Raw genomic sequence first — 23491 nt, 5'->3', positions numbered from 1 at the left:
CGGCGCTGTACCTCTCGGACGCCACCCTGGCTGCCCCGAACACTGCCGCCGCGCGGGCCGGCGTCACCAGGGAAGGAGCGGCAGCACCGACCGCCGGTCCTTCTGCGCGTTTGTCCCTATGGCGGCCCGGGCCGCAGCGGCACGCTGTGAGCCATTGACGGAAAGACCGGACGAAACCGGATCACCGACCGACTGCGGAGGACCGAAGCGATGACTGACACCGACGAGAGCGGCTACCGGGTCGTGCGCAACGACGAGGAGCAGTACTCCATCTGGCGTGCGGACCGCGAGCTGCCGGCGGGCTGGCACGCCGAGGGCACGACGGGCACGCGGCAGGAATGCCTGGACCACATCGCCGCGGTGTGGACGGACATGCGCCCGCTGAGCCTGCGCCGCAGGATGGCGACGGCCTGAACGGCGGCCTGAACGGCGGCCTGAACGGCGGCTTGAACGGCGGCCCGGACGCGGGCTTGAACGGGGGTCTGGGCGGGGGTCTGAACGGGGGCCTGAAAACGCCGGTCGGCGAGGCTGAGGCGCGGGGGGACCGAGCCCCGCCGACCGGTCCCACCCCGCACACCCCGCCCCCGGGTTCCACCGGGGCACGAGCAGCGCGACGGGCGGCAAGGGGGCCGGCGCAAGCGCCGTCGGCGTCAGTCGCCGGGGACGGTCCGGCCGCCCGGGGCGAGCGTGGCGAGATAGTCGTCCAGCGTGCGGTGCGGGGTCCAGCCCTGGGCCCGGGCCCGGGTCAGGTCCAGGACCACCGGGTGGGCCAGCTGGTCCACCGCGTAGCGGCTGAGGGCCGGTTCGCCGGTGCGCGCGAGCACCTCCGCCGCGCGGGCCGCCGTACGGGCCACCCCCACCGGGAGGTGGCGGATACGGGCGGCGATGCCGTGCGCGTGCAGGACCCGGCGTACGGCGGCGTCGCGCGCGTAGGGCGCCGCGTCGGCCACGTTGTACGCGCCCGGGGCCCAGCCGTCGGCCGCCGCGAGCGCGGCATCGGCCAGGTTCTCCACCGCCGTCAGGCTGAGCGGGACGTCCGGACCCGGCAGCAGCAGGGTCCCGGCCCGGACCCGGGAGAGCAGCCGCGGCAGCAGGGTGCCGTCGCCGGGGCCGTAGACGGCCCGCGGCCGCAGCGCCACCGCCCCCGCGGCCAGTGCGAGGGCCTCGCCCGCCGCCTTGGTGCGGCCGTAGGCGTTCAACTGCCCGGCGCACGGGTGGTCCTCGCGGACCAGGCCGCGGTCGCGGCGCGGATCGTAGACGCTGGCACTGCTCACCCAGACCACGGGCCGGCCTCCGGCGGCCTGCAGCAGCCGTTCGGTGCCGGTGACGTTGACCGCGTACATCTCCGCCTCGGCGGGGGATCCGGGGGCCGGGTCGCCGACCGCGGCCGCGCAGTGCACGACGACGTCGACCCCGGCCAGGTCCGGCAGTTCGCGGGCCGCATCCCAGAACCGGTGCTCCCCGACGGGCCCGGGCCGCCGTCCCAGGCACACCACCTCGGCCCCGCGCGCCACGGTGGCCCGCGCCACGTGCCCACCGCAGAACCCGCTCCCCCCGGTCACGGCGACCCGCAGCCCCCCGACCCCCCGGCCGACGCCGGCGGAGCGGTCCGCTCCGGCGGCGGTCCGGCCGGTCCGGTCGGCGTTCATGAGGTGGCCTTCACGGTCAGCAGGCGCCAGCCCGGCAGGGCGGCCCGGCGGTCGACCCGGGCGCGGGTCACCACCGGTCGGTACGGGGCCAGGGCCGCCAGGGTGTCGGCCAGTTGGACGCGGGCCAGGCGGGCGCCGGGGCAGGCGTGCGGGCCGGCGCCGAACACCAGGTGGGCCAGGGCCGGATCGGCCGGGGCGAGGGCGTCCGGGTCGCGGCGGTGTGCCTCCGCGGCATGCCGGGCGACCAGCAGCAGCCGGTCGCCGCTGCGGACCGGGCAGCCGCCGACCGTCCCGTCGGCCGCCGCCACGCGGGGCAGCAGCGGCGAGGCCGCGGTGACCCGCAGCAGCTCGTCGGCCAGCCGGAGCCGCAGCACCGGGTCCGCGGCCTGTTCCCACAGACCGGCGTCGGCGCACCACGCCACCGCCCGCGGCAGCGCGGCCACGGTGGTGTTGACGGCGGCCACCGCCACCATCGCACCGAGCGCATCGCCCCCACCCGCCCGGCTGCCGGGCGGCGAGGCGGCGCGGCCCGGCACCTCGGCGCCGGCTGCCGTTCCGCCCTGAGGGCACCGGGCGGCAGCCCCATCGGCGCCCGGGACGCCGTGGGCCGCCGCGCCATGAGGGCAGCCGGGCACGGGCGTGGGGAGCGGCGTGGCGAGAGGGCGGCCCAGGAGGGACTGGAGCCTGCGCGCCGTGTGGGCGGCAGCCGCCTTCGCGCCCGGGCGGTGCGGGCCCGGCAGATGGGTGCGCACCGACGCGGCCGCGGCGTCGGCGGCGGCCTGTGCCACCTCCACCGGGCCGGCTTCCGCGCCCAGCAGCCGGCAGACCACCGTGCCGGCCAGCTCCCGCGCGAGCGCGACCGCGTCGACCTCGCCGCCCTGTGCGAGCGGCGCCAGCCGGCGGGCGAGCAACGGCTGCCACACCGCGCGCAGTTCCTCCACACCGGCCGCACCGAGCTCCTGCGCGAGCCCCCGCCGGTCCGCGCGGTGCCCGCTGCCCTCCTGATCGAACAGCACGCCGCCGGCGATGCCGCCCGCCGCAGGGCCGAGCTCCGCCGAGCCCGCGCGCGGGGTGTGTGCCGCGCCATCGGTGGTGCCGGCCGTCGCCCGGCCGGGCTCCGCCGACCCGGCGAGCACCGCGCGTGCCGCGTCGGCCGTCCTGCGGTCGGGCTCCGCCGGACCGGTGGGCGCCGGGCGGGCGGGCTCCGCCGACCCCGCCAGTGCCGTGCGGGCCGCGGCGCCCGTGGTGCCGGGGGCCGTGCGGTCCAGGGGGAGGCGGGTCAGGGCCTCGCGGTAGGCCGAAGCGTCGTGGACCAGCAGCGTGCCCCCGAGGCGGCGCACCGGGCGGCCGCGGGTGGCGGCGAGCAGCGCGAACAGCAGCGGGTGGCTGCGTACGTACACCCGGCGGTCGCGCCGCCGGGCGCGGGCCCGGCTCATCGGGTCCCGCTCAGCCGGGCCGCCGCGAGCGCCGCGGCCGCCGCCCTGTCGGGTTTGCGGGAGCGTCCCGCCAGCGGGACCCGCGCGAACAGCACGGCGTCGGGGCGGGCGGAGCCCATCCGCCCCAGCGGCCCCGCCAAGGCGGCGCGCAGCCCCGGCTCGGCGACCCCTGTCTGCGGCTGTACGAGGGCCACGAGCCGCTCGTCGCCCGCGGACTCGGCGCCGCGGCCCGCCGGGATGCCGACGAGTACGGCCAGCTCCACCCCGGGCACGTGCAGCGCGGGCTCGTACAGGCCCGGGTAGATGTTCTCGGCCCTGCGCAGCACCATGTCCTTGCTCCTGCCCTCGAGGACGATCCGCCCCGCTCCGTCCAGCCGCGCCCGGTCTCCCGTACGCACCCACGGCTCGGGCTCCTCGCCCAGGTAGCGGCGGCGAGCCGCGGCCCCCGCCAGCAGCAGCTGGCCGTCCTCGTCCGGCTTCGCCGTGACCCCGGGCAGCGGGGCCCCGACCAGGTCGCCGGGGCCCTCGTACGCCGCCTTCTGGCGTGCCTCGACCGCGGCGGCCGGGAACAGCTCCGTCAGCGCGTACACGCCCCACGCCTCCTCGGCGCCGGCGCCCCGCACCCGGGACAGCAGCTCGGCGCTCGCCGGCGCCGAGCCCGTCCACACCCGCCCGCGGAAGCGCGCCCCCGCGCCCAGGGCGTCCCGCAGCTGCGGCGGCGTCAGATACGTGTCCCGCGGCCGCAGCCGGCGCAGCTGCCGGGCCAGGACCGCCGGGGACCGGGCCGGGAGCGCCACCGGGGCGCCGTGCGTGAGGGAGGGCACGAGGACGAAGAAGGTGCCCCCGAGCACCGGATCGCCCGCCCGGGCCGGATCCGCGGCGCCGAACAGCGCGGAGACGGACGCCATCCCGGCGGCCAGGCTCGCCCGCGTGTGCACCACGGCCCGGGGCTGCGAGGTGGTCCCGGAGGTGAAGACGATCACCGCGTCGGCGTCGGAGTCCCCGTACGCCGGGCGGCGACCCTGCCCGGGGACCCCGGCACGCGCCGCGTCCGGGTCCAGCGCGGGCGCACAGCCGGGCAGCCGCCGCCCGACGGTGGCCACGGGGGCGCCCAGCGAGGCCAGGTCGGGCAGGGCGAGCCGGGCCCGGCGGGCCAGCGGGCGGGCCCAGCCCGCGACGGCCTGCGCGGCCGCGTCGGCGAGGACGAGCGAGGGCTCGGCCAGCGCGAGCCGGGCGCGCAGTACGTCGGGCCCCGCGCCGGGGTCGAGCACGGCCCCGCGCAGCCCGAGCCGCCACAGCGCGAGCATGACGGCCAGCGCCCGCGGCCCGGGCCGGACGGCGACCCCGACGGTGTCCCCGGCGCGCAGCCCGCGCGCGTGCAGGGCCGCGGCGAACGCGTCGGCCAGCTCGGCGAGTTCGCCGCGCGTGGCCCGGACCCGGGTGGCCCCGGTGCGGGTGGCGGTGAGCACGGCGGCCCGCTCGGGGCGGGCGCGCAGCGCGTGGTCGAGTCGGTCGAGCATCAGCGGGGGTCCGTTCCGTGGGTGCCGCTGCCCTGGTCGAGGTACCAGCGGGCCGTGCCGGCGATCCCGTACGCCTGCAGCCGGCGGGTGGAGTTCTCCACGACCATCCGCCGACAGTGCGTGATCCGGTCGGTGTGCCGGCGTACGGCGTTGAGGAAGAGCCGGTCGGTGGGCGAGGGGCGCCGCGGCATCCCGCCGACGGCGAGGTACAGCTCGGCGGTGATGGCCATGTTGTTCCCCGCGTGCATGCGGTACGGGGCCTTGAAGCCGCCCCTTCGGGCGGCGTGCTCAGGCCGCAGCCGTCCGAACAGCGCGGCCAGCCGGACCAGCCCCGCGAAACCGGCTCGGCCGATCGGCCCGTGCTCGTCGCGCCGGGCGGTGATCCGCCCGCACACCAGGCCCGGACGGGCCGTGAGCGCGGCCCGCGCCGCGCCCGTCCAGCCGGGCCTCGGCAGGCAGTCGGCGTCCGTCCGCGCGAGCAGGGTCGCGCCCCGGTCGATCGCGTACCGGAATCCGGTGTCCACGGCAGAGCCGACCCCCTTCTGCGGCTCCTCGATCACCTCCACCGCGAACGGCGCGCCCGTGGCGAACTCCCGTGCGATCGCAGCCGTGTTGTCCGTCGAGGCGTTGTCGACGACCAGCAGCGTGAAGTCACGGTCGCGCTGGGCGGCGAGCGCCCGCAGGGTGTCGCCGAGGCGGGCCTCCTCCTGGTGGGCGGGCACGACCACCCACAACCGCTCCGTCACGACTTCTCCCAGACCATCGTCATGATGCTGATCCCGCCGCCCAGCCCGACACACAACACCCGTTCCCCCGGCTCCAGTTCACCGAACACCCGGTCCAGCTGCACACCGATGCTCGCGCTCGCGACGTTCCCGAGCTCGGGCACCGTGACCACCAGCTTCCCGGCCGGCACCCCGGTCAGCTCCGCGAACCGCTCCAGGTACGGCACCGTCACCTGGTGCACCAGCACCTTGGCGAAGTCGTCCCAGTCCATCCCCGTACGGTGCAGGGTCCGGTCGATGACCGCGGTGCCCACCTTCTCGAAAACACCCCGCAGTTCGTGCCCGTCACCGCGGAAGTACGTGTACGCATCCCCGCGCGGGTGCCGCGAACCGCCGCCCGGGATGCCCCCGACCGCCCAGTGCTCGGAATGCGTCTCGGTGTCCACGTCGAGGATCCCGCCGCGCTCCACCGCCTCCACGACGACGGCGGCCCCCGCGTCGCCGAACGTGTACCCGGCGAAGCCCTCGCGCAGCTCCGCGAGCCCGGCCGGCGCGTACTGCACCGCCCGGCTCGGGGTCTCCCCGGTCACGACCAGCGCCCGCCGGGCCCGTCCGGCCAGGATCATGGCCCGGGCCAGGTCGATGCCGTTCACGAAGCTGTTGCAGGCGTTGGTGACGTCCAAGGCGTGGGCCCGGGAACCGAGTTCCGCCTGCACGATGTGCGCGGTCGCGGGCTCGACCATGTCGCGCGACGCCGAGGCGAACACCAGCAGGTCGATGTCCATCGGGGAGAGCCCGCCGGCGGCCAGCGCCCGGCGCGCGGCGCCCACGGCGAGCGTCGAGGCGTACACGCCCTCGCCCGCGACCCGGCGCGAGACGATCCCGGTGGCCTGCGTCAGCAGCCGCGGCGGCAGGACGAGGCCGCTGCGGCGGGCCACCTCCTGCTGGAGGTCCTCCGAGGAGCGGACCTCCTCGGGCAACAGGCTGCCGACGGCGGTTATCCCGGCGCGCGGCGACGGATCACACGGCTGAATGAGCATGCCCCCACGATGCGACCCCGCGAGCGGCCGGACCTGAGTACGCATGCTCAGATCCGCCCCGCGCGCCGCACACCCGGCATGAGTACGTGCCCCTCCCGGCCCGCCCCGTGTCCCCCCGGCTGATCACGGCCAACGGCGGGACAGCCAGGTCCCGTTTCCGTAGGGTGTGCCGAAGACCGAGGGGCACACGGGGGACACGGGGGAGAGGCACATGGCAGCACGCCGGTTACCGGCGCTGGCGCAGTACCGCACCGATGCGGTGACCCGCCGACTGTGCGCAGGGGCGCACCTGGACGAGGACTTCGCCCGCGACGTGGACGTGGAACTCACCGCGGACGGGCTGCGCGCCACCGGCCTCTCCCTCGGCATCGACCTGGTGGCGCTGGCCCGCCACGGGCGCGCCGCGGTCCGGCGGATCGACGTACGGGACCGGCGCCTGGCCTGGATCTGCGCCGTCGGCGTGTGGGCGGCGCTGCCGCTGCTGCTGTACGCGGTGGCCACCACCCGGTGGGTGCTCGCGTACGCGGCCGCCGCACTGGTCCTCCTCGCGTACGGGAGCGCCTGGTGGCTCGTCCACCAGGCCGAGAGCCGCTCCCGTACGGCGGCCCTCGCCGTGGAGCACGGCGCGGACCGCCCCGCGGACCTGGCCCCGGCCGTCGAACCGGAGGTCGAGCAGCGGCTGCTGGAGACCAAGCGGGCCAACGTGGTCCCGTACACGGCGGGCGCCGAGCGCACCAACCCCTTCGTCGGCAGCGGCTCCAAGCTCAAGGAGATGGTCTGGCAGCCCATCGACGTCAGCCGCCCCGCCGACGACCCGGCGGGCAACGGCGGCAAGCTGCCCATCAAACCGTTCGACGCGGTCGACCTGCACACCTACGTGGCCCGCGAGATGGAGAACATCGCCGGGCTCAAGGGCCTCCAGGTCCGCAACCGGCTCTACGTCATGGGGACCAACGTCCCGTACGTGGGGCCGGAACTGCTGCCGGACCGGCTGCGCCGGCCGCGCGCCCAGATCCCCAAACAGCTGGTCCAGGCGGGCCTGATGCAGTCGGGCGCCGGCATGCGCACCTACCTCAGCCTGGTCCGGGCCGGCGAGGGCGGCCGCGCCATCGTCTCCATGCACCTGCGGGCCCGCCTCCACCACCCCAGCCTCACCTGGGAGGTGTCGGCGTACGGCATCCCCCCGCTCCAGGCGCGCTTCGACCGGGTGAACCGGCTGCCGCTGGAAGGGCTGGAGCGCTGGTGGAGCCTGGTCTCCTTCGCCACGTCCCGGACCGGGACCGCCCTGCTCAAAGCCTCCTCGCGGCGCATGCAGCGCGCCTCCGAGCAGCGCAGGCGCGCCCGCTCCCTGGAGAAGGTGCGGCGCGAGATCGACAAACGGCACGCGCTGTACGACTACGGCGCCGTGGACAGCATCCGCGAACGCGTCGCGGACTGGAAACAGTTGGGGTTCAGCGAACGCACGGACTCCCAGGACTTCCTGCAGCGCCTCCAGCAGGGTGTGCTGATAGCGACGGAGCGGTTCCTGAAGGACCACAACATCGACACCAGCTCCTACGACCAGGCGCAACAGGTCATCAACACGCACACCTACACCTTCCAGGGCAGCGTGCAGGCGGGCGTCATCGGCGACAACGGCACGGTCAACCACCACAACGGGCCCGGTGCACAGGCCGGGCACCCCGGACAGGGTCGAGGCGCGCCCTGACCCGTCACCACCGTCGGGAGAGACAGATGGGCACCTTCAACTTCAACGAGAAAGTCACCGCCGGCATCATCGGCGACAACGGCACCATCAACATCGGGCAGCAGGACACCGCCGCCGAAACCCTGCGGCTGGCCGCCGAACTCGCGCAGTGGCTGCGCGACCAGGGCGCGGCCCAGGAGCGGATCACCGCGGCAGAGACCCTGCGCGGCGAACTCGACCGGGCCGCGCAGGAGCGGCGCGCCGCCGAGCCGGGGGTGATCCGCCGCTCGCTGGAGACCATCACCCTCGGTCTCGGCGCCGGCAGCGGCGGACTCGCCCTGGCCCAGGAGATCAGCCGCCTCCTGGGGAACTGACGCCCCGGGTCTCCTACTTCGACCGTACGACGGCCCGCGCGCCGCCGAAGTCCAGCTCGAGGCCCGAGCGCAGCGGTACCGTCTGCCCCGGGTCGATCCGCTGGGTGGAGCCGTCCGCGCGGGTGCCCGTCCACGCCGAGGCCGACCGGTTCGCAAGCCCGAACCGGCCCGGCCTCTGCGGATGTTCGGTCAGCTGCGCCACCAGCGTCCCGTCGCCGTAGTCGTGCCGGGCCGGCTCCGGGGCCAGATGGTGCGCCTGCACCCGCGAGGACCGGTGCAGCAGGATGTGGTGCTCGGTGCGCGGCGGAGGAGTGGTCAGCACCAGCCGCGGCGGCAGCACCAGCGTGCTCCCGCAGCTCCAGCAGGTGCCCGGATCGGCGGACCGCGGTTCGGTCATGTTCTGCTTCCCGCACTGCGCGCACTCCACCACCGCGTCGAGCACGGCCCGCAGGGTGTCCCGCCACTGCGACTCCCGGATCCGGGCCGTGGGAGCGTGCAGGCCCGTCGTGAAGTTCTTGGTGAACAGGTCCCGCAGGGAGTCCGGGGCCGCAGCCCAGGTGGCCAGTACCGTCGCCTGCTCGGTGGGATCGGGCGCATTGGACCGGTCCTGCGGGTCGAAGACGAACAGCGGCTGCTTCCCGTACAGCTTGCGCTCCGCCGCCTCGTCGAGGCAGTGGATCGCCAACTCGCGCCGTCCCTTGAGCGGGTGGTGGTTCATCAGCAGCATGAACAGCAGCACGGACAGTGAGTGCAGATCGCTCTGGGTGCCCGGGGAGACCTCCGGATCGCCGCGCACCAGCTCGGGCGCCATGAACTCCATCGTCCCCGAGATGCCGGTGCTGTCGCCCTCCACCACCGCGTTGTCGTTGTCACAGACCAGCACGTCGCCGGTGGCCGGGTCGAAGAAGATGTTGCCCCAGGAGATGTCCCGGTACGCGATCCCGCGCGAGTGCAGGGCCTGGTACGCCTCGACGGTGTAGAGGCAGGCCGTGAGCAGGGCCCGGGGCGTGGTGTGCAGCTGCCGCCGGAACAGCAGGGGCAGGCCCTTGAACCGGTCCGGGCGGATGTCCATCAGGTACCCGAACCCGCCGCGCCCGTCGGCCACGAAGTCCAGCGGCCACAGGAAGCGGTCGTCGTCGAAGCCGCGGCCCACCAGCTGGCGGACGATGTCCTCCTGGGCGGGGGTCGCGCAGGCCGGGTAGTACCACTTGAGCGCCTGGTACCCGGCGGGGGTCCGTACCCGGTAGACCTCGCCCTGGCCGCCGGCGCCGAGCAGGTCGAAGACCTCCACGCCCGTGCCGCTGTCGGTCGTCAGCAGGGTTCCGCTGTCGAGCATGCCGCTCATTCGTCTCTCCCGTGCGGGTCGGTCGGTGGTGCCGCGTCAGTGGTCGTCGTCGCCCCGGTGGCGCCGTGGGTCCCGGCGGCCCCGTACGCCCCGGCGGCCGCCGCCGGTGCCGGGTGCCAGGCCGCCACCAGGGTCGTGTCGTCCCCGGAGTGTTGCGAGGCCTTGGCCAGCCATTTCGGCAGGACGGCCCGGACGGTGTCCGTGCCCTCCGCCGACAGCCGGTCGTCCAGCCCGGCCATGAACTGCAGGAAGCCCCGGTCCGAGGCGAAGCTCTTGGACAGCCCGTCGGTGGAGACCGCGACCAGCCGGGGCGCCCGCGACGGGGCCGTCACCGGCGCCCAGTGCGTCCGTACGCGCAGCCACGCCGCCGGGCTGCACAGCGACTCCGTCTCGTCCCCCAGGTCCGCCTCGGCGGGCGCGAGCGGTACGGTCACCCGCCCGTCGTCGTCCACCACCGTCAGCTCGCCGTCGCCGAGCTGCCAGGCCGCGAACACCCGGGGCGTGAGCACCGCGCCGACCAGCGTGCTCCCGTACAGCAGCAGCTTGTGCTCCTCGGACAGGCCCGGCTCCTCGTGGGAGCTGGTCCGCTCCCAGTTGCCGAGGACCTTCTCCCGCCAGGCGCTGACCAGCTGGCGGGGGAAGGCGTGCTCGGCGTAGTGCATCAGCCAGGCCAGGCTCGGCGGCCGCTCCTCGCCGCGGGGCTGGGCGAGCGCCCCGAACCGCCGGGCCTCCTCCACGAAGAGGTCCACCGCGAAACGGGAGCCCAGATGGCTGCGGGCGTGCACCGCGGAGCCGTGGCCGTCGGCCACCGCCATGATCAGCGGCTCCTCGGCGGTGCCGCGGCCCGCGACCTCGCAGTAGTCCTGGTTGCGGGTCTTGTTCACGCCCTGGATGCTCTCCCGGAGCGTGGCCCAGAGCGGTGCGGGCGCCGGCAGGGGCTCCGGTCCGTGCGGCGGTACGGGCGGTGGTTCCGGTGACACGGGCCCGCTCACCACACGTCGTCATCGTCGTCGTCGAGCACCGGCGGGGCGTACGGCGGCTGCTTCGCCATCGCGTCCGCGGAGCCCGCCACCGGCTGCGAGGCCGCCTTGACCGCGGCCGTCGAGGCCCAGCGGATCGCCGCCGCCAGCTGCTTGGGACTGTTCGCGTCCAGCGGCTGGAGCTCCGGATTGCCGAGGAACTCCTGCAGCACGGTGCGGTCGGCGTCCGCGCCGATCGCGATGGCCACCCGTACGGCCTTGCGCCCCCACGGGGTCGCGTCGACCGCCCGCAGCCCCGCCTTCCAGTCGTCCGTCGGCACCCCGTCGGAGACCAGCGCGAGCACCGGCTTCAGCGCCCGCTGCGGCATCGGCGGGGTGTCCAGCTCCCGGGCCGCCAGCTGGAGGGCCTCGCCCAGATTGGTCATGCCGTCCACCTGGACGTCCTGCCAGGTGAAGTTCTCCACCGGAACCGGGTCCTGGTGGTGCCAGCGGGCCGTGGTGGAGAACGTCATCGTGCGCAGCAGCAGTTGGGCCGCCGGATTGTCCTGCGCCACCGAGCGCATCTCCGGAACGGCTTCTCTGATCGCGTAGTTGAGCTGGCCGATCTTCTCGCCCTGCATCGAGTACGAGCAGTCGAGCAGCCAGATGAAGTGGACGGGCCGGTTCGCCATCGGCCCGCCGGGGATGTCACTCACCGCTAATCTCCTTCAACTCCCGAGCCATTGCGGTACGTACCGCACGAGCGCCGCCAGCCCGGCGGACGCCGTCATCACGACCGCCACCACGAACAGGACCAGCATCAGCAGCCGCCCCCGCGCGATCTGCGGTGTCACCATGGGGTGTTGCTCCTCTTCTCGGCGATTCGACCCTAGCCTTCGGCCCGGGCCGCGTCACAGGCTTGATCGATCTGCCGCCGGCCGGCCGGTGCGGCCCCGCGGCCGGGGCAGGCGCGGCAGGCGCGGCTCCTCGGCCGCGGCCGCCGCCCCGCCGATCCGCAGCCCCGTTCGCGACAGCAGCCACAGCACCGGCTCCGCCGCCCGACGCTGCTCGGACGCCAGCGCGCCCGCCCCGGTGGCGGCATGGGCGCTGACCGCCCAGTAGCGGGCCGCCGCGAAGTCGTGGCCCAAGGCCCGGACCAGCTCGCCCAGCCCGATCTCGGCCAGCCAGGCGTCGACCGCGCCCACCGGCCGCGGCAGCGAGTCCAGCCGGTCCAGCACGTCCCGCTTGGTCACCACCGCCGCCACGCCGAGGCGCCGCCGCCGGCCGCCGAGGCCCTGGAGCTCCCCGGTGAACCCCGCGTACGTCTCCACCGGACCGAGGTCGGCGGGCCGGGCGGCCACCGCCAGCTGCCCGTCGCCCCCGCGCAGGATGCGCCGTACGGCGGGCGAGGCCAGCACGTCCGCGACCAGCAGGACCCCGTCCGCGTGCGCCAGGTACTCCTGGCGCCGGGTGGTGTCCGCATCGCGCAGCGACTCGCCCATCGGGTCGTACAGGTACAGCAGCCGCTGCCGCCGCAGCAGTCGCAGCCGGCCGCGCCCGCGCCCGACGAGCAGCATCAGCGCCCGGGGCTGCCCGCCCTGCGTCTTCAGCGCCCACCCCGTCGACTCCACCTGCCGGCCCAGCGTGTTGGCCTCGCGCCGGTCGGCGGGGGACGCGAACTCGACCGTCAGCGCCGACTCGTGCGACCAGGCCCGCAGCCCGTCGAGCAGCGCCGCCATCAGCATGGTCTTCCCCGCCGAGGTGCCCCCGATCAGCGGCAGGTGCACCACCCGCGTGGTGCCCACGGCCGGCGGCAGCCCCTGGTCGCAGTGCGGGCAGCGGGCGGTGAGCCCCCGCCTCCCGGAGAGCGCGGTGGTGGGCAGCGCCCGCCCGCAGCGGCAGACGCGCCGCAGCGCCCCGTACCGGCCGGGCCGCAGCTCGCGGTGGGCGGCGCCGCAGCCCGGGCAGATGTGCACGGCCAGCGGGAACGGCCGGTAGCAGCCGGGGTAGGGGCACTTCATGCGGATGCCGCGGGCCAGTTTCCACAGCCGCTCCGCGCTCCGCCCGGCCGCCACCCCGGTCAGCGCCACGGCCGAGACCAGCAGCAGCTGGGCGGCGAACGCCAGCGCGACGCCGAGGAGCAGGGCGCAGGACAGCAGGGCGGACAACAGCGCGGCCAGCGCCGTCGCCGGTGCGAGCAGCCGCAGCAGGAGCCGTCCGAGGGCGTTCCCGGCGCGGTCCCCGGTCGATCCGCCCCGCCCGTTCAGCAGCCGGTGGCGGACGATCTCGTCGAGCCAGTGGTGGACCAGCAGGTACCGGACGGTGTGCGCGGCCGCCCGCGCCGCGGCCCCAGCGTCGGTCCACATCTGCCGTGCCCAGTACGCGGGTTGCCCCGGCTCCGTGCCACCGTACGGGCCGACCCGCGGGTCGGGGCTCCCGGGCGTGCGCGGCCCCAGGGCGGTCCAGGCGGCCCCCAGCGCCAGCGCCAGGAACCGCCACAGCCCGTACCCGAGGCAGACGGCAGCCCCGATCGCGCCGGTGGCCACCCCGAGGATCTGCAGGACGAGCCCCGCGTTCACGGCCACCGGCCCTCCTCGGCGGATTGGCCCGGGACGATGGGCCCGCCGGAGCCGCCCCGCAGCGGCGGGCTGCCGGGCGCGGGCTTCGCGCCGCGGCGCCCGGAGCCGCCGAAGCGGTCGCGCAGCCGCCCGAAGGCGCCGGGCCGCTGCCAGCCGCGGAAGTCCTCCGCCCAGCGGCCGCCGAGCCGGGCCAGGGCCTCCTCGAGCGCCTTGAGCTCCGCGGGCGCCAGGCCCCGTACGGCCGGCCGCAGCACGCCGTCGAGCAGGTCGGTGCGGGCCTCCTGCCACACCGGGCCCGCCTGGGGCTGGGAGGACCAGGTCACGAAGCACTCCGCCGCGTACCGGGGATCGCGCCTCAGCCGGTCCGCGACCTGCGGCTCCCGGGCGGCCCGCCGGTACGCGGCCAGCAGCTCGGCGTCGTTGCTCTCGATCAGGGCCCGCAGCTCGCTGTCGGGCCGGTCCTCGGCGAGCAGCCGGTCGGCCACCGCCGCATAGGCGTGCTCCCGCGCCGTCGGCGTGGGGTCCAGCGTCCGCAGGTCCAGGGCCTGGCGGACCCAGCCCGCGCCCGTCTCCCCGGCCCGCAGGTTCCGGGCCAGCTCCAGCAGCAGCAGCGAGGACCGCAGCGGGGCGGGGAGTTCCGCGGAGAACCGCCGCAGCAGCTCCAACGCCAGCTCCTGCGCGTACCGGTCGTCGGCAGGGGCGCGGACCGCCGCCTGCGCGAGCAGCTCCCAGGTGCCGGCCTCCCGGTGGGCCCGGTCGCCCAGCGCGGACAGGGCCAGCCAGGCCTCGCCCGCTCCCGGCGGCTCGCCGCCCCACACCAGCCGCATCGCCGTGCGCAGCACCAGCGGCTCCTCCTCCAGCGAGGCGCCGGAAGCCTCCACGAGCCCGGTCAGCGCCTTCACCCGGTCCCCGCCCGCCCCGGCAGCCCCGCCCGCCCCGGCCACCGCGGGCGCCTGCGCGCACATCCGCAGATGCGGCAGCGCCTCGGCCCCGGTCAGCCGCAGCGGGGTGAGGGCGAACAGCCGGGCCCCCGCGGCCGGATCGCCCGCCGCGAGCGCGTCGAGCCGGTCGAGTACGAGGCCCCGCAGCCCGGCCTGCTCCCGCAGCTGCGCCGGCTCCGCCAGCACGGCCCGTACCGCCTCCCCGAACGCCCGCTCGGGATCGGCGATCAGGGCGCGCGCCAACTGCCGTGCCACATCGGGCAGGAGATCCGTGCTGCCCACCCCGAGCTCGCCGGCGAGCCGCAACAGGTCGACCCGCTCGTCCGGTTCGCGCTCCGGGTCGGTGAGCGCCGCCCGCAGCTCCGGCCCCAGCCCGGCCGCGAGCCGGGCCCGGGCGGCCTCGCCCAGCTCCCCGGCGGGCGGGAGGGCGCCGCCCGAGCGCACCGCCCCGGCCAGGGCCAGCTCCAGCAGCGGCTCGCTCACCGCCGGGGGTGCCCAGCCGGCCAGGGCCGTCAGCAGCCGCCCGCTCGCGGCGGCCTCCTCGGGGCCCCGGTCACCGGCCGGGCCGCCCAGAGCCCGGGCCAGCGCCTGCAGCCGTACGCCGTCCAGCGCATCCCGGTGTCCGGCGGCCCAGTCGGCGGCCGCGGCCCGGCCCGCCGAGTCCAGCCCGATGCCCGCGGCGAGCGCGAGCGCGGCCAGCGGACCCGCCTCGTACGGCCCGGACCGCTCACCGGGCAGCCGCCGGACGTCCGCGAAGAGGTCCTGCCGCTGCGCCCGCCAGATCAGCGCGGCGGTCTGCGCCCACGGGTCGGGATCCGGTGCGGGGGCCGCCGCGCGGGCGGCGTCGTACACCCGGTAGCGGTGCTCCTGCCCGGCGAGGCTCAGGCCGTCCTCCGGCACCACGCCGATGATCTGCTGCCGGGCGAGCTGCGGCCGCCGGGTGTAGGTGGTGAAGGTGAGCCACTGGCCGCGCCGGTGCGGCAGCACGCTGCAGGCGAGCAGGATCCACCAGGCCACGGCCTCGCTGTCCTGCTCCACCAGGACGAGCTGCGGGGCGGCCGGGTCCTCGACGAGCCGCCGTACGTCGGCGAAGAACCCGGCGAGCCAGCGCCCGCGCGCGCTCACGAAGGCCGCCAGCGCGCCGACGTCGAGCGGGCCCGGGGCCGGCACCGATGCCAGCGGCGGTACGGGCGCCCCGGCCGGCGGGGAATCGGCCGCCCACTGCCGGGAGCCCCAGGAGGTGATCGGCAGCGGCCAGGGTGCGGGCCGGTCCGGGTCGGCGGGCTGCGGCAGATGTACCGCGTGGGCGTGGAAGTTGCCCCAGCGGCCGCTGTAGTCGGCGCCCGTGTACACGGAGCGGGCCAGCAGCCGGCTGCCGTCGGCGAGCACGTTCAGGCTCAAGGCCTGCGGGAAGGCGCCCAGTTGGTCCGCGCTCGGGCGCGGCGGCGCCTCGCGGGGCGGCTCGTACCCGATCAGCTGCTCGGCCTCGCGCAGCAGCGAGGCGGGCACCCCGGGGCTGACGGCGGTGAACCGGAAACCCGATCCGTCGGGACCCGGCGGCGCCGAGGTGTAGTGCATCTGCGCGAGGTTCATGCCTCTCCTCCCGACGCGTGCGACCGGTGCGCCGTCGCGCCGGCGCCCGCGGCCGCCGCCGTGCTCCGGCCCGCGCCGCCGGTCCCGGTGCGCGGCAGCAGCCCGCCCAGCCCCAGCAGCCACAGCAGCGGGTCCTCCACGCGCAGCGGCTGCGGCCCCGACTTCGGGGCGTCCGCAGGGGCGTGCGCGGGCGGCGGGGAGCCGAGCGCCGAGAGCCCGAACAGCGACAGCCGGGCGAAGTCCCGGTCCAGCTGGCGGTACAGCGCCCCCGAGTCCCAGCCGTCGAGCAGCCCCCGCATCTCCTCGTGCACCGCCAGCCGGTCCTCGTCGTCCACCGCACCGCCCGCGTGCCCGGCATTGCGCCGCAGCGGGGAGTGCGGCCCCACCAGCGAGAACAGGGAGTCCGTCTTGGTCACCGCCACCGCCACGGGCGTGGTGACCCGGCCGCGCGAGGTGCCCCGCCCGTGGGCCCGCAGCTGCGCCGCGAGGTCCGCCGCGATCTGCTGCGGCGGGGTCTCCACCGTGGGCAGCGGCAGCCCCGCGTCCACCGGCAGCTGGTCCCGTACGGCCCGCATCTGCAGCGGGTCCACCAGCAGGATGATCCCGTCGGCGGCCGCCAGGTAGTGCGTGTACCGGTCCATGGCCTCGGCGCTGGCGAGGTCCTCGCCCGCCGCGTCGAAGAACACGAGCGCGGTGTGCCGGCTGCCGTCCCCGCGCAGCCGGCGGCGCAGCGGCAGGCTCAGCCGGTACAGCAGCGGGTCGTTGAAGCCGAGCGCCGCCGGTCTCGTCGCCTCCGGCAGCCGCAGCCGGTCGTACAGGTCCTCGGCCATCTCCCGGTCCCGGCGCTGGGTCTCGCCGCCCATCGCCGTGATGGAGGCGCCGTACGCCCTGCCCACCCGGTTGCGCAGCTCGTTGATCAGGACGGAGACGTACGTGCTCTTGCCCGAGGCCTTGGGGCCCAGCAGGGCGATGATCCGGGTGTCCTGGTCGGTGTAGTCGCTCGGGAAGTCGCTGTGGCAGCGCAGGCAGACCCGCACCGGGGTGGACACCCCGCAGTGCGGACAGTCCGCCCGCGCGGCGCCGCCGCTGCCGAGACGGCCGGCGAGGCCGCGCGGGGCGGTGAAGACCGGGCCGCGCATCTTCAGCGCGGGCGGCACGCTCGGCCCCATGAACTCCGCCCATATGTCATCGAGTTCCGCAGTGCACGGCTTCCCGCCGCGCACCCCGGTGGCGGACATCTGGCAGCGGAACGGCAGCCGGGCGGCGGCCGAACGGTCGAAGCAGTAGGGGCAGACGACGGAGGTCATGTCAGCGGACCACCAGGGAGGTGAGGGAGGGCTCGTCGAGCCGGACGGAGGCGGCACGGCCGCCGAGGAGGAAACCGCGCACGGCGTACGGGCCGCCGGGCGCGCGGGGGGCGATCTCGCGCTCGACGGTCCCCGAGGCCGCGAGCTCGGCGCCGGTCACCCGGCACAACTCGGCGCCGTCGACCGGCCGGTGGGGCCGGGCAGCACCGCCGCCCGCTCCGGCGACGAGGACGAAGTCGGGCAGCCCGGAGCCGGGATCCCCGCCGGGCGCGAGGAGGGTCACCCGGAGCACGGCGGGACCGCGGCGCAGCATCCGCCGGGGCCCGGGCAGGAGCCGGTACGCGATGGCCACGTCGGCCGGGAGGACGGCCTGCTCGGCGTCGCGCGGGGCGGCCGCGGTGGCGAGCGCGCTGCGCGGGGCGGCGTACGCGGTGACGCGGACGGCGCCGGGGCCGACCGGCAGCTCCAGCCCTTCGCGCAGGAACACGGCCCGTACGACGGGGTGTTCGGTGCGCTCGCCGCCGGACTCGGGGGCGACCGCGACCGTGACCCGGCCGGCGCCGTCGGGCCAGTCGAAGCTGATCCGGGCCCGCCCGGCGGCGGTCCGCCGGGCCGTGAGCCCGGTGACCGGTTCCGGGGCCTCGACCACCACGCCCGGCCCGGCCAGTGCCCGCTCGCCCAGGACGGCCACGGCGCTGACGGTGGCCAGCGTGCCGGGCGGCGGCTCGGCGATGCCGTCCGCATCCACCCAGGGCAGCGCCGCCGGCAGTGCGTCGACCGCCAGCTCGGCCCCCTCGGCGGGGACCGCGCCCGGCCACTGCACGAGCCGTACGTCGGCCCCCGCGCCCCCCGTCCACCGGAACTCCAGCCCGCCCGGGTCCCGGGCAACCGTGCCGAGGCCGGTCACCGGCTCCGGCCAGGGATGTACGGCGACGGCCGCCTCGACCCCGCCGGACAGCACCTCGCCGCCCACCCCCGCATACCGGCACCGCACCCGCACCACGTAGTCACCGGGCCCGAGCCCGTCGGCCCGCACGCCCTCCCGGCCGGACCCGCCGGCGCCCGGCCCGCTCCCGGCGCCCGCGCCGGGCCTGCCGGCCTCGGCACCGGCTTCGGCCGCGCCTGCCGCGCCCGCCGGGCCGGTCGGCGTCGGGGAACCGAGGTTCGTCGTGCGGCCGTCGGGGTCGGTCAGGGTCGCCCGTACCCCCGTCGCGCCGGGCGGGCGGAGCCAGGAGGCTTCGATGCGGGAGCGGCCGTCGGCGAGGCGGAGCTCCGCCACCTCGGGGGCCACGAGCAGCGGAGCACTGATCAGGGGGGTGCCGTCCCCGGCCGGGAGGGCCACGTACCGGACCTCGCGCCCGAGCGGGGCCCGCCGGTCCGTCAGCGGTCCCGCGCCGAGCGGCCCGGGCACCTCCGGCAGCGGTGTGGTGAGCGGCTCGCGCCGGGTCAGCCGGACCACCCGCCAGGTCCCGTCCGGGTCGGCGCCCGGCGGTCTGCGCAGGGCGACCCCGCCGGGCAGGGGCCGGGCCTCCAGCGGCCCGGGGTCCCCGTCGGCCGGGCGGTGGGTGCGGACCAGGCCCCGCACCGCGCGCGGGCAGTCCCAGGCCAGCCGGGCCGCCTGCGCGTACGCCGCGGCGGCCCGCTCCGGATCCTCGCGGTCCTCGTACTCCCGCGCCTCGTCCAGCAGCGCATCGGCGGCCCGTACCCGCCCGGCCAGCTCGGCCAGCCGCCGCGCCAGCAGCGGATCCCCGCCGCCCAGCGACGGCGGCAGTACGGCGGCGCTCCGGGCGGCGGCGCGCACCCGCCCGGCCAGCCACACGTCCTCCAGCCCCTCGGCGGCCGCCCGCTGCGCCGGATCCAGCCGGGGGCTCCGCGCGGCGGCGTGCACCAGGGCCGCCGTCTCGTCGGGGTCGACCCCGAACCCGGCGGCCGTGTCCGGCAGGTCCCCCCGGGGGTGGTCGTGGAGCAGCTGCACCAGCTGGTACAGCAGGATCCGCCGCAGCGCGGCCGGATCCCGCTCCTGGATCCCGGCCAGCCGCTCCAGCAGCGCCCCGGCCCCGGCGCCTGCCCCGGAACCCGCCACGGCAGCCTCCCGGGAGGCCCGCAGCCCCCGCAGGGCCGCGGCCCCCACATGGCGCCAGCGCCCCGGACCTTCGACGGCGAAGATCCCGTCGAGCACCCGCAGCCGCCCGCCGGCCGGAACCAGTAACTCGCCCAAGTGGCGTAAGCCCAGGGCCTGTTGCACCGCCACGAGTTCCCCGTACCGTGCCACCAGCGGAGCAGCCGGCAGGCCGGAAAGCGCACGGGACCGCCCCAGGGCATGCCCGAACTCGGTCCCCGCCATCTGCTCCGCACCCCCCGTGCAGTGTGTTTGGGAGGTCATTTCAGCAGATGCGCGGACCGTCCGGGAGGTCTTTCCGTTCTCCAGCTGTACCGCGCGGCGTCACGAACTGATCTCCGTCCGGTACCCCGGGACCGCTGTCCTTGGGTCGCCCCTCGACACCCCCCCTCACTCGCAGAGGTCGTCCCCCATGGCTGAGCTCAATCGCCGCAGGTTCCTGCAGATCGCGGGCGGAACCGCCGCAGCCGCGATGCTGAACGAGAGCATCGCGCGCGCGGCCGCCATCCCGGCACAGGGCAGCACCGGCACCATCCAGGACATCGAGCACATCGTGGTCCTCATGCAGGAGAACCGGTCCTTCGACCAGTACTTCGGCTCGATGAAGGGCGTACGGGGCTTCGGCGACCCGCGTCCGGTGCTCCAGGACAACGGGAAGTCCGTCTTCTACCAGTCCAACGGCACGAAGGACATCCTCCCCTTCAACCCGCAGGTCAACGACCTGGGCATGCAGTTCGTCGAGGGCCTGAACCACGACTGGGCCGGCGGCCACGCGGCGTACAACAACGGTAAGTACGACAAGTGGGTCCCGGCCAAGACGGCCACGACCATGTCGTACATGACGCGGAACGACATCCCGTTCCACTACGCGCTCGCCGACGCCTTCACGGTGTGCGACGCCTACCACTGCTCCTTCATCGGCGCGACCGACCCGAACCGCTACTACCTGTGGACTGGCCACACGGGCAACGACGGCACCGGCGGCGGCCCGGTCCTCGGCAACCAGGAGGCCGGCTACGGCTGGAAGACCTACCCGGAGCGCCTGGAGGCGGCCGGGGTCTCCTGGAAGATCTACCAGGACATCGGCGACGGCCTGAACGCGGCCGGCGGGTGGGGCTGGATCAGCGACGCCTTCCGCGGCAACTACGGCGACAACTCGCTGCTGTACTTCAACAACTACCGGGGCGCGCAGCCCGGCAGCCCCCTGTACGAGAAGGCCCGTACGGGCACCAACGCCAAGGCGGGCGAGGGCTACTTCGACAAGCTGCGCGCCGACGTCGTGAACGGCACGCTGCCCCAGGTCTCCTGGATCGCCGCCCCCGAGGCCTTCAGCGAGCACCCGAACTGGCCGGTCAACTTCGGTGCCTGGTACATCTCGCAGGTCCTGGACGCGCTGACCGCGAACCCGGCGGTGTGGGCGAAGACGGCGTTCTTCATCACCTACGACGAGAACGACGGCTTCTTCGACCACGTCGTCCCGCCGTACCCGCCAGCGTCCTCGGCGTGGGGCCTGTCCACGGCCGACGTCTCGAAGGACCTCTACGCCGGGGGCGGCGGCTACGCGGCCGGCCCGTACGGACTCGGCCCGCGCGTCCCGATGATCGTCGTCTCCCCGTGGAGCAAGGGCGGCTACGTCTGCTCCGAGACCTTCGACCACACCTCGGTGATCCGCTTCATGGAGAAGCGCTTCGGGGTGCAGGAGCCCAACATCTCGCCGTGGCGCCGCGCGGTCTGCGGTGACCTGACCTCGGCGTTCGACTTCTCGAGGGCGGACGCCTCGCCCGCGGCCCTGCCCTCCACGGCGGGCTACGTTCCGCCGGACCACAACGCCCACCCGTCCTACCACCCGGTCCCGCCGGCGACGGGCACCTTGCCCCGGCAGGAGGCGGGCGGCAAGCCCACGCGCGCGCTGGGCTACGCCCCGTACGTGGACGGCAAGGCCACGGTCTCCACGGGCAAGTTCACCCTGACCTTCTCCTCCGGCCCCACCCTCGGCGCCCACTTCCACAGCACCTCGGGCAACCGGACGGACGGCCCCTGGCCCTACACGGTCGAGGCGGGCAAGACCCTTGTCGACACCTGGAGCACCAGCAGCTCCACCGCGAACCAGATCAACCTGTCGGTCTGGGGCCCGAACGGGTTCCTGCGCACCTGGAAGGGCCCGGCGAAGAAGGCCGGACCGGAGGCCACGGCCCGCCACGACGCGGCCACCGGCAACCTGAAGCTGACGCTGACCAACTCCGGCTCGGCGGCGGTCAACCTCACGGTGACCAACGGCTACGGAGGCGCGACCCAGACCCTCCGCGTCGCGGCGGGCGGCACGGCCGCGTACACGGCGGACCTGAGCACCACGGGCCGCTGGTACGACGTGAAGGTCGTCTCCGACGCGGACAGCACCTTCCTCCGCCGCTTCGCGGGCCACGTCGAAACGGGCGCCCCGGGCCTCTCCGACCCGGCGATCAAGACCGTCTGACGCGGTCGTCCGGTGTGCGCAGCAGCCGCCGCTCCAGGACCGGGAGGTCGGTGGGGCGGTGGCTGCGGGCGTGCGCCAGCAAAAGGTTGCGGGCGGTGTCCGGGACCCGGCGGCGCTTGGGGTGGCGGGTGGTGAACTCCTCGCTCGCGAAGAACCGTACGGCCCCCTCCAGGCCGACGCGACCGGATTCCCGGACCGCCCAGGCGAGTTCGTCCGTGGGCTCGTCGGCGAGCAGCCGCATCGGCGCTTCGACGGCCAGGACCGAGGCGGCATCCGCCTCGTGCGGGAGCGGCGTGCCGAGCCAGCCGAAGACCACGGAGAGCGGCACCGCGGGACGGTTGTCCGGCGCGCTCCCGAGGGCCATGGCCCCGGCGTACTCGCGCAGCCCCGCGGGCGCTGCCTGCGCCCAGCCGGTGCGGTGCCTGCCCGGGATCCCGTCCGCGTCGGCGGGGTCGAGGAGGTGCGCCATCGGCTCGGAAGGGGAAACGTGCACGGTCCGTACGAGCTGTCCGCTCGCCTCGTACAGCGTCACCCGGCCCTCGTGGCCGAGGCACATGCAGGCGAAGTGATCTGCGGCCCCGGTGTCGTCGGGCCACGTCGCGAGCAGCTCCCGGACCTGTTCGGGGTCGGTGATCCCGTACTCCGCGGGGTGGTGCGGGTGTGCCTGCCCGTCGGTGCGGCTGCTGCTGACGACGGCGCGGACCGCACGGGATATCGGCTTCACGGTGTGATCGTAGGTGCGCCGGGCAGAAGGTACGGCGGCAGTTCCCACCGCCCCGCCACAGAGGGAGAACGCATGGCCATCGCCCACCGCAGGATCGGCACCGGCCCCGTCCGCGTCATCGTGCTGCACGACTGGTTCGGCACCTCCGCCAACTGGGGCTCCGTACTGGACTACTTCGACCCCGAGGCGTTCTCGTACGCCTTCCTCGACTACCGCGGCTACGGCGACCGCAGGGACGTCGCCGGCCGCCACACCGTCCCCGAGATCGCCGACGACGTGCTCGCGCTCGCCGACGAGATCGGCTGGGACACCTTCTCCCTCATGGGCCACTCCATGGGCGGCAAGGCGATGCAGCAGGTCCTGGTCCGGGCCCCCGAGCGGATCGAGAAGCTGATCGGGATCAACCCGGTCCCCGCCGGCCCCTACGAGATGGACGACGCCACCCACGCCCTCTTTTACGGCGCCGCCGACAGCGCCGAGAACCGGCGGACCATCCTCGACCTCGTCACGGGCCACCGCGCGAGCCGCCACTGGCTGGACCGGATGATCGCGCACTCCCTCGCCGTCTCCCGACCGGAGGCCTTCGCCGCGTACCTCGCGAGCTGGCAGCCGCTGGACCTGTCCGCCGCCGTGAAGGGCAGTACGGTCCCGGTGCTGGTCCTCGTCGGGGAGTACGACCTCGCCCTCACCCCGGAGGTGATGCGGGCCACCTGGCAGGTCTCGTACCCCAACTGCCGGGTCCACCCCGTCCCCGGTGCCGGTCACTACCCGCCGCACGAGACCCCGGTCGCCTTCGCCGCCGCGGTGGAGGCGTTCCTGCGGGGGTAGCGGGAGGACGCAGAAAAGCCCCTGGGGGTACGAGGAAACCTCGTACCCCCAGGGGATCAGGGTGAGTGACGGGACTTGAACCCGCGGCCACCTGGACCACAACCAGGTGCTCTACCAACTGAGCTACACCCACCACGAAGGGCGGCGGACCGCCCGTTCGATGTGCATGCACAGCATAGCTGATCAGGAGGG

General features: G+C 75.8%; 19 protein-coding genes and 1 tRNA gene. 5 read left to right on the top strand and 15 right to left on the bottom strand.

Annotation, left to right across the window (positions count from 1 at the left end; all coding sequences use genetic code 11):
- Positions 1-210: 210 nt before the first annotated feature.
- Entirely contained in the window at positions 211-414 is a 204-nt protein-coding gene (locus OG299_RS10420; protein ID WP_266634281.1) for an MbtH family protein, read from the top strand.
- 236 nt (positions 415-650) lie between these two features.
- On the opposite strand, the gene OG299_RS10415 is transcribed toward OG299_RS10420, so the two are convergent.
- The 5 genes from OG299_RS10415 to OG299_RS10395 are packed head-to-tail and all read right to left on the bottom strand — an operon-like array spanning position 651 to position 6370.
- Positions 651-1649 (bottom strand): NAD-dependent epimerase/dehydratase family protein, encoded by a 999-nt coding sequence (locus tag OG299_RS10415; RefSeq protein WP_327361325.1) that lies wholly within the window; start codon positions 1647-1649, stop codon positions 651-653.
- Positions 1646-3085, bottom strand: coding sequence for a cytochrome P450 (locus OG299_RS10410; RefSeq protein WP_327361324.1), 1440 nt, complete (start codon positions 3083-3085; stop codon positions 1646-1648). The genes OG299_RS10415 and OG299_RS10410 overlap by 4 nt, the downstream gene beginning before the upstream one ends.
- Positions 3082-4605, bottom strand: coding sequence for an AMP-binding protein (locus OG299_RS10405; RefSeq protein ID WP_327361323.1), 1524 nt, complete (start codon positions 4603-4605; stop codon positions 3082-3084). Before OG299_RS10405 ends, OG299_RS10410 begins: the two co-directional genes overlap by 4 nt.
- Complete coding sequence (locus OG299_RS10400) at positions 4605-5351, bottom strand: glycosyltransferase family 2 protein (RefSeq protein ID WP_327361322.1); 747 nt, start codon at positions 5349-5351, stop codon at positions 4605-4607. Before OG299_RS10400 ends, OG299_RS10405 begins: the two co-directional genes overlap by 1 nt.
- Positions 5348-6370 carry a 3-oxoacyl-ACP synthase III family protein gene (locus tag OG299_RS10395; RefSeq protein ID WP_327361321.1) on the bottom strand — a complete coding sequence of 341 codons (1023 nt, stop codon included), beginning with the start codon at positions 6368-6370 and terminating at the stop codon, positions 5348-5350. The genes OG299_RS10400 and OG299_RS10395 overlap by 4 nt, the downstream gene beginning before the upstream one ends.
- Positions 6371-6581: 211 nt before the next feature.
- Here OG299_RS10395 and OG299_RS10390 point away from each other — a divergent pair, with 211 nt between their 5' ends.
- Entirely contained in the window at positions 6582-8078 is a 1497-nt protein-coding gene (locus OG299_RS10390) for an AbeC-like domain-containing protein (protein ID WP_266634294.1), read from the top strand.
- Positions 8079-8104: 26 nt separating this feature from the next.
- The gene (locus OG299_RS10385; RefSeq protein ID WP_327361320.1) at positions 8105-8431 is read left to right on the top strand and encodes a hypothetical protein; all 327 of its coding nucleotides are present in this window, start codon (positions 8105-8107) and stop codon (positions 8429-8431) included.
- A 13-nt stretch (positions 8432-8444) separates the two neighbouring features.
- On the opposite strand, the gene OG299_RS10380 is transcribed toward OG299_RS10385, so the two are convergent.
- From OG299_RS10380 to OG299_RS10345, 8 genes are all read right to left on the bottom strand, one after another.
- Positions 8445-9776: a protein kinase domain-containing protein gene (locus OG299_RS10380; RefSeq protein ID WP_327361319.1), complete on the bottom strand. Its 1332-nt coding sequence runs from the start codon at positions 9774-9776 to the stop codon at positions 8445-8447.
- On the bottom strand, positions 9773-10660 hold the full coding sequence (locus OG299_RS10375) for a PP2C family serine/threonine-protein phosphatase (protein WP_327361318.1): 888 nt from the start codon (positions 10658-10660) through the stop codon (positions 9773-9775). Before OG299_RS10375 ends, OG299_RS10380 begins: the two co-directional genes overlap by 4 nt.
- A gap of 104 nt (positions 10661-10764) precedes the next feature.
- Positions 10765-11427: a vWA domain-containing protein gene (locus OG299_RS10370; RefSeq protein WP_030294174.1), complete on the bottom strand. Its 663-nt coding sequence runs from the start codon at positions 11425-11427 to the stop codon at positions 10765-10767.
- 36 nt (positions 11428-11463) lie between these two features.
- Positions 11464-11592 carry a hypothetical protein gene (locus tag OG299_RS10365; protein WP_327361317.1) on the bottom strand — a complete coding sequence of 43 codons (129 nt, stop codon included), beginning with the start codon at positions 11590-11592 and terminating at the stop codon, positions 11464-11466.
- A 54-nt stretch (positions 11593-11646) separates the two neighbouring features.
- The gene (locus tag OG299_RS10360) at positions 11647-13320 is read right to left on the bottom strand and encodes a TRAFAC clade GTPase domain-containing protein (RefSeq protein WP_327361316.1); all 1674 of its coding nucleotides are present in this window, start codon (positions 13318-13320) and stop codon (positions 11647-11649) included.
- The gene (locus OG299_RS10355) at positions 13311-15848 is read right to left on the bottom strand and encodes a GTPase-associated protein 1-related protein (protein WP_327361315.1); all 2538 of its coding nucleotides are present in this window, start codon (positions 15846-15848) and stop codon (positions 13311-13313) included. The genes OG299_RS10360 and OG299_RS10355 overlap by 10 nt, the downstream gene beginning before the upstream one ends.
- Positions 15845-17155: a TRAFAC clade GTPase domain-containing protein gene (locus tag OG299_RS10350; protein ID WP_266634309.1), complete on the bottom strand. Its 1311-nt coding sequence runs from the start codon at positions 17153-17155 to the stop codon at positions 15845-15847. The genes OG299_RS10355 and OG299_RS10350 overlap by 4 nt, the downstream gene beginning before the upstream one ends.
- A 1-nt stretch (position 17156) precedes the next feature.
- Positions 17157-19499, bottom strand: a complete 2343-nt coding sequence (locus OG299_RS10345) for a thioesterase domain-containing protein (protein WP_327361314.1) — start codon at positions 19497-19499, stop codon at positions 17157-17159.
- 187 nt (positions 19500-19686) lie between these two features.
- On the opposite strand from OG299_RS10345, the gene OG299_RS10340 reads away from it, so the two are divergent.
- The gene (locus OG299_RS10340; RefSeq protein ID WP_327361313.1) at positions 19687-21747 is read left to right on the top strand and encodes a phosphocholine-specific phospholipase C; all 2061 of its coding nucleotides are present in this window, start codon (positions 19687-19689) and stop codon (positions 21745-21747) included.
- Here the strand turns inward: OG299_RS10340 and OG299_RS10335 are convergent.
- A complete protein-coding gene (locus OG299_RS10335) occupies positions 21734-22471 on the bottom strand; it encodes a hypothetical protein (protein WP_327361312.1) in 738 nt (245 codons plus the stop codon). The genes OG299_RS10340 and OG299_RS10335 overlap by 14 nt on opposite strands.
- A 72-nt stretch (positions 22472-22543) precedes the next feature.
- Between OG299_RS10335 and OG299_RS10330 the strand changes: the two genes are divergently transcribed.
- Complete coding sequence (locus OG299_RS10330; RefSeq protein WP_327361311.1) at positions 22544-23299, top strand: alpha/beta fold hydrolase; 756 nt, start codon at positions 22544-22546, stop codon at positions 23297-23299.
- A gap of 60 nt (positions 23300-23359) precedes the next feature.
- Here the strand turns inward: OG299_RS10330 and OG299_RS10325 are convergent.
- Positions 23360-23432: transfer RNA gene (locus OG299_RS10325), tRNA-His, on the bottom strand.
- Between the last annotated feature and the right edge of the window lie 59 nt (positions 23433-23491).

The organism is Streptomyces sp. NBC_01296 (assembly GCF_035984415.1).
Classification (GTDB): domain Bacteria; phylum Actinomycetota; class Actinomycetes; order Streptomycetales; family Streptomycetaceae; genus Streptomyces.
This window is presented reverse-complemented; position numbering and strand designations above follow the sequence as displayed.

Excerpts from the sequence above, each read along its gene's own strand:
- OG299_RS10420 (WP_266634281.1), top strand. The coding sequence starts at position 211 with ATGACTGACACCGACGAGAGCGGCTACCGGGTCGTGCGCAACGACGAG.
- OG299_RS10415 (WP_327361325.1), bottom strand. The coding sequence starts at position 1,649 with ATGAACGCCGACCGGACCGGCCGGACCGCCGCCGGAGCGGACCGCTCC.
- OG299_RS10410 (WP_327361324.1), bottom strand. The coding sequence starts at position 3,085 with ATGAGCCGGGCCCGCGCCCGGCGGCGCGACCGCCGGGTGTACGTACGC.
- OG299_RS10405 (WP_327361323.1), bottom strand. The coding sequence starts at position 4,605 with ATGCTCGACCGACTCGACCACGCGCTGCGCGCCCGCCCCGAGCGGGCC.
- OG299_RS10395 (WP_327361321.1), bottom strand. The coding sequence starts at position 6,370 with ATGCTCATTCAGCCGTGTGATCCGTCGCCGCGCGCCGGGATAACCGCC.
- OG299_RS10390 (WP_266634294.1), top strand. The coding sequence starts at position 6,582 with ATGGCAGCACGCCGGTTACCGGCGCTGGCGCAGTACCGCACCGATGCG.
- OG299_RS10385 (WP_327361320.1), top strand. The coding sequence starts at position 8,105 with ATGGGCACCTTCAACTTCAACGAGAAAGTCACCGCCGGCATCATCGGC.
- OG299_RS10380 (WP_327361319.1), bottom strand. The coding sequence starts at position 9,776 with ATGAGCGGCATGCTCGACAGCGGAACCCTGCTGACGACCGACAGCGGC.
- OG299_RS10370 (WP_030294174.1), bottom strand. The coding sequence starts at position 11,427 with ATGGCGAACCGGCCCGTCCACTTCATCTGGCTGCTCGACTGCTCGTAC.
- OG299_RS10365 (WP_327361317.1), bottom strand. The coding sequence starts at position 11,592 with ATGGTGACACCGCAGATCGCGCGGGGGCGGCTGCTGATGCTGGTCCTG.
- OG299_RS10355 (WP_327361315.1), bottom strand. The coding sequence starts at position 15,848 with ATGAACCTCGCGCAGATGCACTACACCTCGGCGCCGCCGGGTCCCGAC.
- OG299_RS10350 (WP_266634309.1), bottom strand. The coding sequence starts at position 17,155 with ATGACCTCCGTCGTCTGCCCCTACTGCTTCGACCGTTCGGCCGCCGCC.
- OG299_RS10345 (WP_327361314.1), bottom strand. The coding sequence starts at position 19,499 with ATGGCGGGGACCGAGTTCGGGCATGCCCTGGGGCGGTCCCGTGCGCTT.
- OG299_RS10340 (WP_327361313.1), top strand. The coding sequence starts at position 19,687 with ATGGCTGAGCTCAATCGCCGCAGGTTCCTGCAGATCGCGGGCGGAACC.
- OG299_RS10330 (WP_327361311.1), top strand. The coding sequence starts at position 22,544 with ATGGCCATCGCCCACCGCAGGATCGGCACCGGCCCCGTCCGCGTCATC.